Below are 15,221 nucleotides of genomic sequence, written 5' to 3' on the forward strand. Positions count from 1 at the left end.
GTCTGATCCTTGGTGACAAACGGGGCGCTGAGGATGCGCGTTTTGCTTTTCAGCGGCGGGGTCGCGGGGTAGGTGTAACGCATGTTCTTTCAATGGCTCAAACACTATATGCCGCGCAGCCTCTACGGGCGGGCGGCACTTATTCTGCTGGTGCCGATCGTGACGCTGCAATTGGTGGTCTCGGTTGTCTTCATCAAACGCGATCTTGAGGATCTGACGGTCCAGATGACACTGACCATGCTGCGGGAATTGCGACTGCTGGAGCAGACCATGGCACCGGCTGCCAGTCAGCAGGAGGCGTTGTTGCTGGCAGAGCCTTTGTTGCAGCCCTTGCAGATGCAGATCCGGTTTCTGGAACCGGAGGAGCCGGTGCCATTGGATCAGATGGGGCTGCTGGAATTTTCCGGGCGGGTGGTCCGCAATACGTTGCAGGCCACAGCGCCGCAGTTCATTTCGGCCCAGTTCCCCAACACCCGTCGGGTCCAGTTGGTGCTTGCGAGTGATCACGGTCCGATGGCGTTGGTGTTTGATCGACGCCGGGTGACCGCGGCGGCACCGCACCAGCTGATCGTGACAGTGATTGCCTTTGGCTTTCTGATGACGATCATCGCCTTTGTCTACATGCGCAATCAGCTCCGTCCGATCAAACAGCTCGCCGATGCGGCGCAGGCCTTTGGACGGGGGCGGACGGAGCCATACTCGCCGCGCGGCGCGAATGAGGTGCGGGCGGCTGGCAGCGCATTTCTGGACATGCGTGCACGGATCGAACGGCAGATGGAGCAGCGGACCCTGATGCTCTCGGGGGTGAGCCACGACTTACGAACCCCGCTCACAAGGATGAAGCTGGGCCTCTCGATGCTGGACGATGAGGAGGCCGAGCCGCTGCGGCAGGATGTGGATGAGATGCAGGCGCTGTTGGACGCGTTTCTGGACTTTTCGCGCGGGGTTTCGACCAGTGAGCCAGAGGAGGTCGACCCACATGTGATGATCACGCTGCTGGTGGATGGCTGGCGCCGTCAGGGCAAGGATGTGATGCTGGGTGAGATGAGCGGCAAGGGTAAGGTGATGCTGCGCGGATCTGCAATACGGCGCGCTGTCCAGAATCTGATCTCTAATGCAGTGCGCTACGGCACGCGGGCGCGGGTATCCGTCGCCATGACCGAGAAATTTCTGCGTATCCGGGTTGAGGATGATGGCCCCGGCATTGCTGAGGCCGACCGGACCGAGGCGACGCGCCCCTTCACCCGGCTGGACCCGGCGCGCAATCAGGATCTGGGCAGTGGCGTCGGTCTCGGCCTTGCTATCGTGACGGATATCGCACGCGCCCATGGCGGCACGCTGCGGTTGGAACAAAGTGCTGCCCTCGGGGGGTTACAAGCCGACATCGTGATCGGCCTGTAAACCCTCTGTCACCGGTGCGCGCTCAGATCAGCTCTGATATCTCTACGCTGCGTCGCTCAGCGATGGAGATCTGTGCCGCCATTCCCATCAGTACCGCCATTCGCCCGTCATGAAGGTTGACCTCAGGTGCCGCGCGGGCACCGCGCACCAACTCCAGAAACTTCTGGTGCTGATAAAAGGTGGATCCATTGTGATCACCCGCCTCCAGCAGATCGGGATCAACCGGAACCTCCCGTGCGATGGGGCCTTTGGGCGCGCGCGGTGAGGTCACCAGCTTCGGTAGCGGAGGGGTGCCCAGATGGGCGGGCCAGAACCGGCCCGGACCGGGTACGAAGGCTTCTATCTTGCCGCTTGGGCCAATGGCTGCGACCTCCTCCTGATACTCCGCCCCTTCGGCAAACATGCAGAGTTCCAGCATGGCGCGCGCGCCACAGCTGAAGTCCACGATCACATAACCATTGTCGAGGATGTCGGGAGTGCCATCACTATAGCGCTCGTCCAGATGGTTCACATTCTGCCCACCGCTGGCCATCACCCGCACCGGTTCCGAGCCAAGCGTGAGCCGCATCAGATCGAAGAAATGGCAGCATTTCTCGACAAAGGTGCCGCCGGATTTGGCGTCAAACCGGTTCCAGTCATCAATCTTCTCCAGAAACGGAAACCGATACTCGCGGATGCTTAGCATTTTAACTCCGCCGGTGGCTGCTTCGACATCACGCAGGAAAGCGGCAACTGGCGGCATGTAGCGATATTCCATTGCCACCCAGACCGGTGCATCATAGCGCGCGGCAAAGGCATCCAGCCGCCCAAGATCGGCGAGACTGGTGAACAGCGGCTTTTCCACCAGCACCGGCAGTGGGCGTTGTTCGGCCAGCGCTTCCAGCTGTTCAAGATGGCAGAAGTTGGGGCTGGCAATCAGCAGACAATCAAGGTCGGGGTGGCTGAGCAATGCCTCAAGGCTGTCCATGAACACGGCCTTTGGCGCCAGTGCAGCCGAAATCTCACGCATGGCGGCGTTTGGTTCATAGATCGCGCCAACTGCCGTGTTGTCCAGCAACGCGATATTTCGCAGATGTTCCTGGCCCATCATGCCGCAGCCGATGATCCCGTAGGTGGTGGGTTCGGACATGTTTCCTCCTAAGTGAGGCGCTGAACGTAGAGCGCCCTTTCCGTGTCAAACCAGGTGCGTGAAAACTCAACCGGGGCCAGCTCCTGCGCCCAACTGAGCCGCTCGATAAAGCCAACCGTGGTGCCAGGGGGCTTGGTGAATTGCGCTGGCGCCCAGTCAGGGACGGTCCCAAGCGAGACGCGATCCTCGGCGCGACTGATCCAGAATCCCAGCTGAAGGCGGTAGTAGCGGTAAAGGGAATCAGACAGTTGCGCGGGATCCACATGACCCGCTGAGGCATCCAGCCAGATCTCCTCAACGGCGATGATCGTGCTGTCCAGATAGCGCAGTCTGCGGATGCGTGTGCCCCTTGGGCTGGACCCGAACTCTGGCAGATCTGCAGGTTTTTCGCATGCTGTTACCGACAGGATATCCGCTGTCGGCAGGCCGCCGCCACCGGGCAGTTCCAGCCGAAACATTGAATAGACGCTCGGCATGGTTTGCGTTGTGCGGATATAGTTTCCTGAGCCCTGGATGCGCTCCAGCATACCCTGTTTTTCCAGCTCTGACAGGGCTTTGCGCAGCGTTCTTACGGTGGTTCCATAGGTCTGTGCCAGTTGGCGTTCCGGTGCCAGGCGTTCGCCATCCGCCAGCCGCCCGGCCGCGATTTCGCGCGTTAGCGCCTCGCTGATCTGCAGATAAAGTGGCAGGGCGGTGCCAGAGGTGCGGGAGCTGGACATGGGGCCAATCGTCACGATGTGGAAAAAATTGATACACCATTGATCTACATCAAGGCGCGGGTTATGCAAGAGTTAAGTTGCAAAGCGCGAGGGAGAGGGTGATGAGCGTTGTTCCGGTAACATCTGCGGATCTTGATGCGGTTGAAGTGTCCTGGTTCGCCGCGCTCTGCTCCGACGACTACCAGTTCCTTGGTGTGCCGGACGGGGATCTGCGGTCATCCTGGGCGCATTGTTCGGACATCGTAAAAGAGGCCGAGGCGCAGGGGTTTCGCAACATCCTGTGCCCGTCGTCCTATCAGGTCGGGCAGGACACTCTCAGCTTTGTGGCGGGCTGCGCGCCGATTACCGACAGGATCAATATGCTGGCAGCGGTGCGCTGCGGTGAGATGCAGCCGATCATGCTGGCGCGCACTCTTGCGACGCTGGACCACATGCTGGAAGGGCGGCTGACGGTGAATATCATCTCTTCCGATTTTCCAGGCGAGAAAGCGGACAGCGCGTTCCGATATCAGAGATCGCGCGAGGTGGTGGAGATCCTGAAGCAAGCCTGGACCCGCGATGAGATCAACCACAAGGGCGAGGTTTATCAGTTCGAGGGGCTCACAACCGATCCGGCCAAGCCCTATCAGACTGGTGGGCCACTGTTGTATTTCGGTGGTTACTCTCCGTCGGCGCTGGAGCTGTGCGGTGAACACTGTGACGTTTATCTGATGTGGCCGGAAAAGATGGAAGAGCTCGCGGGGCGCATGAAGGCCGTGCATAGTGTAGCGGAAACCTATGGCCGCACGCTGGATTACGGGCTGCGGGTTCATGTCATCGTGCGTGACACCGAGGCGGAAGCCTATGAATACGCTGATCATATTGTTTCAAAACTGGATGATGCGCAGGGTAAGGCCATCCGAGACCGGGCGCTTGATGCCACCTCGCTCGGTGTCGCGCATCAGGCAAAGAACCGGGATATCGCGGATGAATTCGGCTTTATCGAGCCAAACCTCTGGACAGGAGTGGGACGTGCGCGGTCTGGTTGTGGGGCGGCGCTGGTTGGGTCGACGGATCAGGTGATGTCCAAGCTAGAAGCCTATCAAAAAATGGGTATCCGCGCCTTTGTTCTGTCCGGCTATCCGCATCTGGAGGAAGCGCGGCATTTCGGGGCGCGGGTGATGCCACATCTGAAAACCTGCTCGCTGCCGCATGAATATGGCCGGGTGCCGCAATCGACCCCGGCAACACCCTTAGGGAATGGAGAACGTCGTTGATGGAACGTATCAAGATCGCAGAAGGGCTGGATTTCAGCCGTCTGGTCTATGGCATGTGGCGTCTGGGCGATGACAGCGATACATCTACCGCCCATGTCGAAGCCAAGATTGAGGCCTGTCTGGCGCAGGGCATCACCACCTTTGATCAGGCGGATATCTATGGCGGGTACACGGCTGAGGGGATTTTGGGGCAGGCGCTTAAGGGCAATCCGGCATTGCGGGATCAGATGGAGATCGTGACCAAATGCGATATCGTGGCCCCGGTCGGTCGCTATGCCGATGCGACGGTCAAGCACTACGATACCTCTTCGGCGCATATTACCCAGTCAGTGGAAACCTCGCTGTCGGAGATGGGAATCGACCACATCGACCTGCTGTTGATCCACCGCCCGGATCCGCTGATGGATCATATCGAAACCGGCGCGGTACTGGATGAGCTGGTCGCCGCAGGGAAGCTGCGCGCCGTGGGTGTGTCGAATTTCCGCCCCTGGGATTGGGAACTGCTGCAATCTGCCATGAAAACACCGCTGGCCACCAATCAGATTGAGATTTCGCTTTCTGAGGTCACTCCTTTCACCAATGGCGATCTGGCCTTTCATCAGCGACAGGGCCATCCGCTGATGGCCTGGTCGCCGCTTGGCGGCGGAGGCTTAATGACCGGCAGCGGTCAATTGGCCGAACGGCTGGACGCGATTGCGCAGGCGCAGGGTGTTGACCGCGCCGCGGTTGCTATAGCCTTCCTGCTGCGGCACCCGGCGCAAATCCTGCCGGTGTTGGGGACGAATAATCTGGAGCGTATCAAGCAGGCCTCCGACGCACTGAAGGTCGAGCTGGATCGCCCGACGTGGTTTGAATTGTATGAGGCGGCATTGGGCCGGGAGGTCGCATGATGTCCGCGCATGCAGGGCAGGGCAAACGCAGCTTCGTCCCGGCGGCTGACAATACCCGGCTGCTGCGCGATGCCTTTGGCCGCTTTGCGACGGGCGTGACCATTGTCACGGCAGCCTCCGAGCAGGGGGTGGTGGCGATCACCGCCAATAGTTTTACCTCGGTTTCGCTGACGCCGCCACTGGTGCTGTGGTCGCCAGACCGTCACTCGCGCCGCTTTCCCTATTTTGAAGAGGCCCACCACTACGCCATCCATGTGTTGGCGGCGGATCAGGATGATCTGTGTTGGCAGGTCGCAAAAGATGCTTTTGGGCTGAACCATTTGCAGCTTGCGCAGAACGAGCACGGTGTGCCGCTTCTGGAGAACTGTCTGGCGCGTTTCGAATGCACCCGCTCAGCCATCCATGACGGAGGGGACCACGCCATCGTACTGGGACATGTGGACCGCGCCACCATGCGCGAAGAAGGGGATGCACTGACATTCTACAAAGGTCAGATGGGCCAGATCGCCGCCTCAAGTTAGCGGCCGGTTGCCCGCACCGAGGGAGGTCGGGGCGGCACAAGGGGAGGAGAGAGACGCGATGACGGCAGTTTTATCTGTCCTGAATATACTGCGCCCGCTCAACACCGGCCTGCTTGCAGTCGGTCGTTGGGTGGGCGTTTTTGCCATTGGCCTGATGGTTCTGGCGATCCTTATCCAAGTGTTCTTTCGCTATGTTCTGGGCAGCGCCTTGCCCTGGCCGGACGAAGCGGCGCGGTTCTGCATGTTGTGGATGACAGGCCTGATGGCCCCCACGGCGCTGCGCAGTGGCGGTTTTGTCGCGATCGATGTTGTCGATTCCCTGCTGCGCGGCTGGCTGTTTCACCTCTTGCAACTGCTGCTTTTGATGATTGGCCTGACCGTGCTGATCGTGGGGCTCCAGATCGGCTACAAGGAGGTCACAGGGCTTGGCGGGCGCTTTGCCACAGCCTCTCTCTACCTGCCGACATCGCTGGGGTTTGACAGTTGGTTCCGGGTGCCGCGCAGCTGGATGATGCTGTCATTGCTGGTGGGGATCGGACTGCTGATCCTGGTCAATATCGAGCTGATCCTCGAACGCATCGTGCGATTGTTTGGCCAGGGAGATCGCCTGCCGGAGCGTCCGGGGCTGACCATCGGAGGGGCGGAGTGATGTTGATCTGGTTCCTGCCGCTGTTCCTGTTCCTTCTTCTGATTGGCTTGCCGGTGTTTTTCTGCCTGTTGGCAGCACCGGGCGCGCTGCTGTGGCTGAACGGACAAGAACGCGATCTGACGCTGCTGTATCGCAATCTTTATAACGGGATGGACAGCTTTCCCCTGATGGCAATTCCGTTCTTCATGCTCGCGGGGGAGCTGATGAACCGGGGCGGGATCACCGTTCGGCTGGTCGAGTTTTCGCAGGCCCTGATGGGGCATCTGCGCGGCGGGCTGGCGCAGGTGAATATTCTGTCTTCGATCCTGTTTGCCGGGCTTTCGGGGTCGGCAGTTGCCGATACCTCGGCGCTTGGCTCCATGCTGATCCCGGCGATGGAGCGCGAGGGGTACAGTCGGAAATTCGCGGCGGCCGTGACCGCTGCCAGCTCCGTGATTGGGCCGATCATTCCACCCTCGGGCATTATGATCATCTATGCCTATGTGATGGGTGAAAGCGTCGCCGCATTGTTCCTCGCTGGGATCGTGCCGGGCGTCCTGGTGGGCGTCGGCCTGATGATCATGGTCCGCGCCATGGCTGACCGGTACGAGTTGCCAGCCGCGCGGCGCGTGGTCTTCGACAGTGTTGAGATCGGCGCGATGGAGCGGTGGTTTTCCTTCGGGCTGGTGCGGCTGAACCTTGGTCTGCTGTTGGCGCAGTTTGTGCCCTTGGCCGATGGGGCAGGGGCGCAGATGAAATGGCTTGCCTTCCTTGGGGCGGTGCTGTTTGCCCATGGGTTGATGCTGGGGCTGCGCCGCGTTGTCAGCCCGGCGTTTCGCACCATCTGCAAACGGGCCGTGGTGCCATTGCAAACGCCTGTTCTGATCCTTGGCGGCATTCTGGCAGGTGTTTTCACCCCGACCGAGGCCGCCGCCGTGGCCGTTGCCTATGCGCTGCTGATCAGTTTTCTGGTGCTTGGTTCAATGCGGCTGGCAGACTTGCCGCAGGTGTTTTCACGCGCAGGGATCACCTCGGCTGTGGTGCTGCTGCTGGTGGGCGCCGCGATGTCGTTCAAGACCGTCGTCAGCCTTAGCCACGCGCCGGAGCAACTGGCCGATTTCATTCTGACGCTGTCGGAAAACCCGCTGATCCTGCTGTTCCTGATCAATCTGCTGCTGTTTGTCGTCGGCATGTTTCTGGATGCGGGACCGGCGATCATCATCCTTGGCCCGATTTTGGGGCCGGTGTTCACCGATCTTGGCGTTGAATCCGTGCATTTCGCCATCATCATGTGTGTGAACCTGACGGTCGGCCTTGCAACCCCGCCCATGGGGCTGGTGCTGTTTGTGGCCGCTGCCGTCTCGCAGGAGCGTGTCACCACCATCGCCAAGGCCATCCTGCCGTTTCTGGCGATTGAAATAGCGGTGATCTTTCTGATCACCTTCGTGCCGGCCATTTCGCTGACCATTCCGCGTTTGACCGGGTTTCTGAACTGAGGACAACCAAATACCCAGAATAAAAGAGCAACAGGAGGAGAAACGAATGCTCAGGACAATGGTGAAAACAGTGGCCCTGTCGGCTCTGATCGCTGGCACAGCCCTGTCGGCCTATGCCGCGGATTACAAGATCCGCGCGACAGCGAATTCCAACGAGAATGATGAAGACTACGACGGTTTGGTGGTGTTCAAGAACTACGTCGAGGCAGCCTCAAACGGCGCCATTGAGGTTGAGCTGTTCATCGGCACCCAGCTTTGCTCCAATGGGGCAGAATGCCTGCAGGGTGTCGCCGACGGCTCGATTGACGTCTATATCTCCACCTCCGGTGGCGCGTCGGGGCTGTTTCCCTATGTGCAGGTGCTCGATCTGCCCTATCTGATGGCCGACGACCGGATCGCCGAACATGTGCTTTCGGGTGATTTTACCCGTGCCATGCGCCAGATGGCGCTGGAGGATTCCGGCGATGCGATCCGTCTGATGACCATTGGCAATACTGGCGGCTGGCGGAACTTTGCGAATACCAAGCGCCGGGTGGCGGAACCCGCCGACATGGAAGGCCTGAAGATCCGTACCGTGGTTGCAGATCTGCCGCAGGAACTGGTGAAAGCGCTGGGGGCCGCGCCGACACCGATCCCATGGCCTGAGCTGTTCACCTCGTTCCAGACTGGGGTGGTGGAAGGCTCCAAAAACGGCATCACCGATATCATGGGCATGAAGTTCCCGGATGCTGGCCTGCAATATGTGACGCTGGATGGTCACGCCTACATGGGTGCGCTGTGGTGGATGTCGAACAAGACCTTTATGGATATGCCGGAGGACATGCGTCAGGTCGTCGTGGACGGGTTCTATGCGCTGCAGCAGGCGACGTTTGCTTCGCCCAAGCGCAAGTCGATCCAGGCCTATGAGGATTTTGTCGCGGGTGGCGGCGATCTCTATGTGCCCACACCGGATCAGAAGGCGGCGTTCAAATCCGCCGCCGAGCCGGTTTACGACTGGTTCAAATCCAATGTGACCCGTGGTGATGAAATCTTCACTGCATTGACGGAGGCCGTGGCCGAGGCAGAAGCCGACGTCAATGCGGCGCGCGCAGCAGATCTGAACTGACCTCATCCTGAGATATCAAAGCGCGGCGCGGGATCCCCTCGCGCCGCCGCCCCGTTGGTTAGCGAAACGGGTACATCCAGACCTTGTAATCCTCGACCAGAACATGCGCCTTATCGATCTCTGCCGGGGTCATCTTCTTGACCACTTCTTCCAGGCTGATGGCCGCATCGGGGTCGCCACCGATGGCCGACAGCGTGTACCACATATAGGCGCGCACCAGATCCGGGGCGGGCATCCCACGGCCGATTTCATAGTACCAGCCAATTCCGGATTGGGCGCCCGGATGCCCCTTCATGGCACTGCGCAAGTACCATTCAAAGGCCCGGACATCGTCTTGCTCAACGCCCAGCCCCATGGCGTACATCACGCCGATCAACTCTTCCGCATCGGCATTGCCGGATCGCGCCGCTGGCCAAAGCGCATCATGCGCCGCCGCAAACTGCCCGGCCTCCATCAGATCGCGGGCCTGCTCGATTTCAGCCCAGGCTGGCAGAGGCGCAGTCATCGTCAGGCTGGTCATAGACAGCGCCGCCGCGACCAGAACCGGTTTCCATCTCTTGCGCATGTGCTCTCCTGTGTCGTGCTGACCCTTGGCCTTTGTACCCGGGCGGCCCTGGCAAAGGAACCGCAGCTGCCACCATCTCTTGGACCGGGTGATTTTTTGCCCGTGGATCCGGCGAAGGCGGAACTGGGGCGATTGCTATTTTATGACAAGATCCTGTCAGGGAACAGAAATATCAGCTGCGGCACCTGTCATCATCCGCGCCACGGCACCTCCGATGGGTTGTCACTGGGGTTGGGCGAGGGGGCGGAGGGGCTGGGGCCTGCGCGTCTCTCCGGTAACGGCGCAAACCGGGTGCAGAAGCGTGTGCCTCGCAATGCCCCGGCCCTGTGGAACCTTGGCGCGACATCCATCCGCGTGCTGATGCATGATGGGCGGATCAGCGCGGATCCCATCTATGGCAATGGTTTCAACACCCCGGCGGAGGAATGGTTGCCGAAAGGGCTGCAATCACTGCTGGCTGCGCAGGCCTTGTTCCCCATGACCTCCAGCGTCGAAATGGCCGGGAATGTCGGCGAGAATGAGGTGATAGGCGCCACCCGCGACCGGATTGATCTGGCTTGGCCCATCATTGCAAAACGGGTGCGCGGAGTGGTGGCTTATGGGGCGGGGTTCGTTGCTGCCTTCGACCATATTGCCGCGCCCGAGGATGTGAAAATCACCGATATTGCAGAGGCGCTGGCCCAGTTCATGGTGCAGGATTTCACCTCAATTGACAGCCCGTTTGATGCCTATCTGGCGGGGGATGACGCAGCCCTGACTTCGCAGCAGAAAGCCGGAGCGGATCTGTTCTTTGGCTCTGCTGGATGCAGCGGCTGCCATGCAGGCGCGCTGTTTTCGGATCAGGGGTTCCACGCGCTTGGCTTACCGTCGTTCGGCCCCGGACGTGCCCGCCGGTTTGATCCTTACGCACGCGATGTCGGACGTATGGGAGAAAGCGATGATCTGGCAGACGCCTACCGGTTCCGCACGCCTATGTTGCGGAATGTGGAACTTACCGGCCCATATGGCCACAACGGGGCATTTTCGACGCTGGAGCGGATGATCCGGCACCATCTTGATCCTGCTGCAAGCCGTGCGGCGTGGTCGTCGAAGGATCTAAAGCTGCCGGTGGTGCCGTGGCTGGCCGCCACCGATTTTGTGGTGCAGCAGGACCGTTTCGAGATGGCGCGTCAGGCGCGGGCCCGCGACATCTATCTGCGTCAGGACCTGAGTGATCAGGATATCGCGGCGCTGGTCGCTTTTCTCACGGCGCTGACCGGCGCAAAAGCGCGCGCGCGGGCCTCGTTGGTTCCTCCCACAGTTCCCAGTGGCCTGCCGGTCGACGGGGTAAAGCGCTGAACATTGGATGAGCCGCGATTCCGCGCGCCGCCCGTCGGCGAAATCGGACTGTCAGTACCCTAAATATTCACGAATCGCCGCGCGGCAACCCTGCGCCCGGATCATCGATAGCCAGTAAGAAAACCGCGCAACCACGTCTTGCTGCTCTGATAGATCGCCGTAGATCTGGCTTTGCTGCAACCAGACCTCAGGGGTTTTCTGCGCGTGCTTCGCTGCGGAATTGCGGGCCTCCCAATCGGGATCGTTGGGCGCGATCTCGCTGCCATCCTCACGTAGCCCGGTGCACATCTGAGCCCAGAGCGCCTCCACAAGGCAAAGCCCGTCAATTGCCCCCTTGCTTCGCACAGCATCGCGCAGGATTGGCAGTACGAACCCCGGATGGCGCGATGTGCCGTCATAGGCGACACGCCGGGTGGTGTCGCGGATTTCCGGATTGGAGAAGCGCGCCTCAATCAGGGTCAGGTAATCCGCCGGTGCCATCTCGGGTACTGCCGTCACATGCGGTAGAATTTCCGCCGTCTGAACCTTGCGGAAGAAAGCCGCCAGCAAGGGATCTTTCATACAGTCGGCGATGGTTGCGATCGACAGCAGCTCACCCGCGTTGGCCAGCACCTGATGGCCCGCATTCAGCACGCGGATTTTCATGCTTTCGTAGCCGTGAACATCGTCGGTGAAGATAGCCCCCGCCAGATCCCAAGGAGGGCGCCCGGCGCAGAATTCATCCTCAATGACCCAATGCCGATAGTTTTCATGCGTCACGGGGGCGCTGTCCTCAATCCCGTAGCTTCGGGCCAGAGCAATCTCAGCAGGACCGGTGGCGGGCACAATGCAATCCACCATGGAATTCGGAAAGGCCCCGGTTTGATCAATCCATGCAGCAAGTTCTGGATCGGTCTGCTGCGCCAGTGTCACCACTGCAGCGCGGGTGATCTGACCATTGCCTTGCAGGTTGTCGCAGCTTTGCACGGTGAAGGCAGGCAGACCCCGACCCCGGCGCAGGCGTAGCGCCTCCACAATGGCACCGAAAACGGTGCGCGGGCGGTCGGGCCGGGCAATGTCATGCTGGATATCATCATGGCTCAGGTCCAGTCCGTCGCGCTGTGCGTCCTGATAATAGCCCCCCTCGGTCACAGTCAGCGCAACGATACGGATGGCGGCGCCCGCCATGCAACGGATCAGTTTGGCATTGTCATCCTCCACCGGCAGGAAATCGATCATCGGTCCTATCACCTCAGCGGACCGGCCGGTCGGATCCAGTTCGATCAGTGTCGTCAGACAATCCTGCGCCAGCAAGCGGTCCCGCATTCCTGCATCGGCCGCACGGACGCCGGCCCCGGTGATGCCCCAATCCATCGCCAAGCCCCGCTGCATCAAGGCATGCAGATACCAGGCCTGATGCGCTCGGTGGAAATTGCCAAGTCCGATATGGACGATGCCAGGGCTGATTTCGGCGCGGTCATAACTGGGGCGACCAATCGTTTGCGGCAGTTGGCTCAATGTATCATTCGAGAGTTTCATGGCTGCTGCCTCCCACCTGTGTTCTTGCATCAGCTCATCCATTGGCCGCCATCGACGTTGTAAGTCTGCGCCACGATGTAATTGGCGTCGTCGCTGGCCAGAAAGACGGCCATTCCGGTCAGATCTGCTGCGGTGCCCATCCGCCCGTAGGGAACAGATTGTGCCACCTCGGCTTTTTTCTGGCCCGGGGGCTTGCCCTCATATTTGGCAAAGAAGGCATCAACACCGTCCCAATGTTCACCGTCGACCACACCGGGGGCGATGGCGTTCACATTGATGCCATGTGGGATCAGGTTCAGCCCGGCAGATTGCGTGAGGCTGATCACCGCCGCCTTCGTTGCGCAGTAGACGGACACCAGCGGTTCACCCCGGCGCCCAGCCTGACTGGCCATGTTGATAATCTTGCCACCGGTGCCCTGCGTGATCATATGTTGCGCCGCTGCCTGCATCATGAACAGCGTGCCGGAAACATTGATGTCAAAGGTGCGCTGGTAGGCCTCTCGGGTGACCTCCACGAGCGGTGCTGCCGTGAACACGGCGGCGTTGTTGATCAGAATGTCGAGGCCGCCGAAGCACTCAACGGTGCGGGAAAGGGCGCGGTCAATGCTGGTCTGATCCGTGACATCCAGCTCTATGGCCATCGCCGCGGCGCCGATTTGCGCCGCAGTTGCCTCTGCACGCGCAATATCAATGTCGGCGATGATCACCCGCGCGCCCTCATTCACATAAGCTTCGGCAAAGGCCGCCCCGATGCCACGGGCAGCACCCGTGATCAGGGCGCGTTTTCCGCTGAGACGTTTCATTCGAGCCGCAACCCATCAGAGCCAAAGCGGTGCAGATGCGCCATGTCCGGTGTCAGAAACACCCGCGCGCCGTAGCCCAGATCCAGCTCTCCGCTGGCCCGCACGGTAAGCGGGTCCTCAAAGGCGTCACATTGCACGTGGAAAAATGTGTCTGATCCCAGATGCTCGGAGACCCCAATGGTTCCCGCCCAGATCCCCTCTGTTTCAGAGATGCTGAGATGTTCGGGCCGGATGCCAATGGTGGCTGCGTTGTGCTGCGCAGCCTGCGGACCGGTCAGAAGGTTCATCTTCGGCGATCCGATGAAACCGGCGACGAATACATTGCGCGGCGCGCGATACAGCTCCATCGGGCTGCCGACCTGTTCGATCACGCCAGCCTGCAAGACGACGATTTTGTCCGCCATGGTCATCGCCTCGACCTGATCATGGGTCACGTAGATCATAGTGGTGGCAAGGCGCTTGTGCAGTTCGGAGATCTCCAGACGCATTCCAACGCGCAGGGCGGCATCCAGATTGGAAAGCGGCTCATCAAACAGGAACGCCGCCGGCTCACGCACAATCGCCCGGCCGATGGCGACCCGCTGACGCTGACCGCCCGACAGTTGGCCCGGGCGGCGATCCAAGTAATCGGTAAGGTTCAGCGCCGCAGCGGCGTTATCAATCCGGCGTTTTTGCTCATCCGCAGGGATGCCCGCCATCTTCATCGGAAAGGCGATGTTCTTGCGCACCGACATATGCGGATAAAGCGCGTAGGACTGAAACACCATCGCCAGTCCGCGTTTCGCCGGGGGGATGTCGGTTGCATCCTCACCGTCGATGCGGATGGTGCCGGAGGTGATATCTTCCAGACCCGCAATCAGCCGCAGCAGTGTTGATTTGCCACAACCGGACGGGCCGACAAAGACGGTGAATTCGCCGTCTTCAATGGTCAGGTCCAGCGGCGGGATGACCTCAACGGGGCCAAAATTCTTGGTCACGCTTTCAAGTTTGATCTGTCCCATGGATGTCTTCCTTATTTCACGGCGCCGAAGGTCAGGCCGCTGACAAGTTGTTTCTGGCTGAACCAGCCAAGGATGAGGATCGGCGCGATGGCCATTGTCGAAGCTGCCGACAGCTTGGCGTAGAACAGGCCTTCGGGGCTGGAATAGCTGGCGATGAACGCGGTCAGCGGTGCGGCCTTGGCGGCGGTAAGGTTCAGTGTCCAGAAGGCTTCGTTCCAGGCCAGAATGATGTTCAACAGGAGGGTGGAGGCGATTCCGGGGATGGCCATCGGTGTCAGCACATAGAGGATTTCTTCCTTCAGCGTGGCACCATCCATACGCGCCGCCTCAAGGATCTCACCGGGGATTTCCTTGAAGTAGGTGTAAAGCATCCAGACGATGATCGGCAGGTTGATCAGCATCAGCACCACAACCAGACCGAAGCGATTGTCCAGTAGCCCCATTTTGATGAACAGGATGTATATCGGGTAGAGGACGCCGACCGCGGGCAGCATCTTGGTCGACAGCATCCACAGCAGGATATCTTTGGTGCGTTTCGACGGCACAAAGGCCATCGACCAGGCAGCAGGCACTGCGATGATAATGCCCAGAATGGTTGAACCACCGGCGATGATCACTGAGTTCCACAAGAACCGCATATAGTCGGAGCGTTCCTGCACAACGCTGTAGTTTTCCAATGTCCAGTCAAAGAACAGGAAGACGGGTGGGTCGCTGATGGCCTGTGCCTCGGTCTTGAAACTGGTGAGAATGGTCCAGAGGATGGGAAAGAAGATCAGCAACCCAACAGCCCAGGCCAGCGCAGTATTGATGGCTTTGCGTCTTGGTGTAACGGCTCGTGCCATGGTGGCCTC

15 protein-coding genes are annotated in these 15,221 nt (G+C 60.1%); 8 read left to right on the forward strand and 7 right to left on the reverse strand.

Translation table 11 applies throughout. The features are described from left to right. Positions 1-81: 81 nt before the first annotated feature. Positions 82-1,401: an ATP-binding protein gene (locus D1820_RS02655; RefSeq protein ID WP_118067784.1), complete on the forward strand. Its 1,320-nt coding sequence runs from the start codon at positions 82-84 to the stop codon at positions 1,399-1,401. 22 nt (positions 1,402-1,423) lie between these two features. Here D1820_RS02655 and D1820_RS02660 read toward each other — a convergent pair whose 3' ends face one another. Both D1820_RS02660 and D1820_RS02665 read right to left on the reverse strand, forming a co-directional pair. Continuing rightward, positions 1,424-2,530 (reverse strand): Gfo/Idh/MocA family protein, encoded by a 1,107-nt coding sequence (locus D1820_RS02660; protein WP_118067785.1) that lies wholly within the window; start codon positions 2,528-2,530, stop codon positions 1,424-1,426. 8 nt (positions 2,531-2,538) lie between these two features. After that, positions 2,539-3,249, reverse strand: a complete 711-nt coding sequence (locus tag D1820_RS02665) for a GntR family transcriptional regulator (protein WP_118067786.1) — start codon at positions 3,247-3,249, stop codon at positions 2,539-2,541. Positions 3,250-3,350: 101 nt separating this feature from the next. On the opposite strand from D1820_RS02665, the gene D1820_RS02670 reads away from it, so the two are divergent. Genes D1820_RS02670 through dctP form a run of 6 tightly spaced genes read left to right on the forward strand, consistent with a single transcriptional unit; the run spans position 3,351 to position 9,145 of the window. Continuing rightward, positions 3,351-4,505 carry an LLM class flavin-dependent oxidoreductase gene (locus tag D1820_RS02670; protein WP_118067787.1) on the forward strand — a complete coding sequence of 385 codons (1,155 nt, stop codon included), beginning with the start codon at positions 3,351-3,353 and terminating at the stop codon, positions 4,503-4,505. Beyond that, entirely contained in the window at positions 4,505-5,395 is an 891-nt protein-coding gene (locus tag D1820_RS02675) for an aldo/keto reductase family oxidoreductase (RefSeq protein ID WP_118067788.1), read from the forward strand. The genes D1820_RS02670 and D1820_RS02675 overlap by 1 nt, the downstream gene beginning before the upstream one ends. Next, positions 5,395-5,916 carry a flavin reductase family protein gene (locus tag D1820_RS02680; RefSeq protein ID WP_118067789.1) on the forward strand — a complete coding sequence of 174 codons (522 nt, stop codon included), beginning with the start codon at positions 5,395-5,397 and terminating at the stop codon, positions 5,914-5,916. Before D1820_RS02675 ends, D1820_RS02680 begins: the two co-directional genes overlap by 1 nt. A 58-nt stretch (positions 5,917-5,974) precedes the next feature. Continuing rightward, positions 5,975-6,565: a TRAP transporter small permease gene (locus tag D1820_RS02685; protein ID WP_102897102.1), complete on the forward strand. Its 591-nt coding sequence runs from the start codon at positions 5,975-5,977 to the stop codon at positions 6,563-6,565. After that, entirely contained in the window at positions 6,565-8,040 is a 1,476-nt protein-coding gene (locus D1820_RS02690) for a TRAP transporter large permease (protein ID WP_118067790.1), read from the forward strand. Before D1820_RS02685 ends, D1820_RS02690 begins: the two co-directional genes overlap by 1 nt. Positions 8,041-8,086: 46 nt before the next feature. Continuing rightward, on the forward strand, positions 8,087-9,145 hold the full coding sequence (gene dctP, locus D1820_RS02695) for a TRAP transporter substrate-binding protein DctP (protein WP_118067791.1): 1,059 nt from the start codon (positions 8,087-8,089) through the stop codon (positions 9,143-9,145). 58 nt (positions 9,146-9,203) lie between these two features. Here dctP and D1820_RS02700 read toward each other — a convergent pair whose 3' ends face one another. Then, entirely contained in the window at positions 9,204-9,665 is a 462-nt protein-coding gene (locus D1820_RS02700) for a tetratricopeptide repeat protein (protein WP_040104133.1), read from the reverse strand. Between the two features lie 147 nt (positions 9,666-9,812). On the opposite strand from D1820_RS02700, the gene D1820_RS02705 reads away from it, so the two are divergent. Continuing rightward, positions 9,813-11,048, forward strand: a complete 1,236-nt coding sequence (locus D1820_RS02705; RefSeq protein WP_371311709.1) for a cytochrome-c peroxidase — start codon at positions 9,813-9,815, stop codon at positions 11,046-11,048. A 51-nt stretch (positions 11,049-11,099) separates the two neighbouring features. Here the strand turns inward: D1820_RS02705 and D1820_RS02710 are convergent, their stop codons facing one another. The 4 genes from D1820_RS02710 to D1820_RS02725 are packed head-to-tail and all read right to left on the reverse strand — an operon-like array spanning position 11,100 to position 15,212. Beyond that, the gene (locus D1820_RS02710) at positions 11,100-12,566 is read right to left on the reverse strand and encodes a mannitol dehydrogenase family protein (RefSeq protein ID WP_118069989.1); all 1,467 of its coding nucleotides are present in this window, start codon (positions 12,564-12,566) and stop codon (positions 11,100-11,102) included. A 29-nt stretch (positions 12,567-12,595) separates the two neighbouring features. Beyond that, the gene (locus D1820_RS02715; protein WP_118067793.1) at positions 12,596-13,369 is read right to left on the reverse strand and encodes an L-iditol 2-dehydrogenase; all 774 of its coding nucleotides are present in this window, start codon (positions 13,367-13,369) and stop codon (positions 12,596-12,598) included. Next, a complete protein-coding gene (locus tag D1820_RS02720) occupies positions 13,366-14,370 on the reverse strand; it encodes an ABC transporter ATP-binding protein (protein WP_118067794.1) in 1,005 nt (334 codons plus the stop codon). Before D1820_RS02720 ends, D1820_RS02715 begins: the two co-directional genes overlap by 4 nt. Before the next feature lie 11 nt (positions 14,371-14,381). Beyond that, complete coding sequence (locus D1820_RS02725) at positions 14,382-15,212, reverse strand: carbohydrate ABC transporter permease (RefSeq protein WP_014874441.1); 831 nt, start codon at positions 15,210-15,212, stop codon at positions 14,382-14,384. Positions 15,213-15,221: the final 9 nt, after the last annotated feature.

It is taken from the genome of Phaeobacter sp. LSS9 (assembly GCF_003443595.1).
Taxonomy (GTDB): Bacteria; Pseudomonadota; Alphaproteobacteria; order Rhodobacterales; family Rhodobacteraceae; genus Phaeobacter; species Phaeobacter piscinae.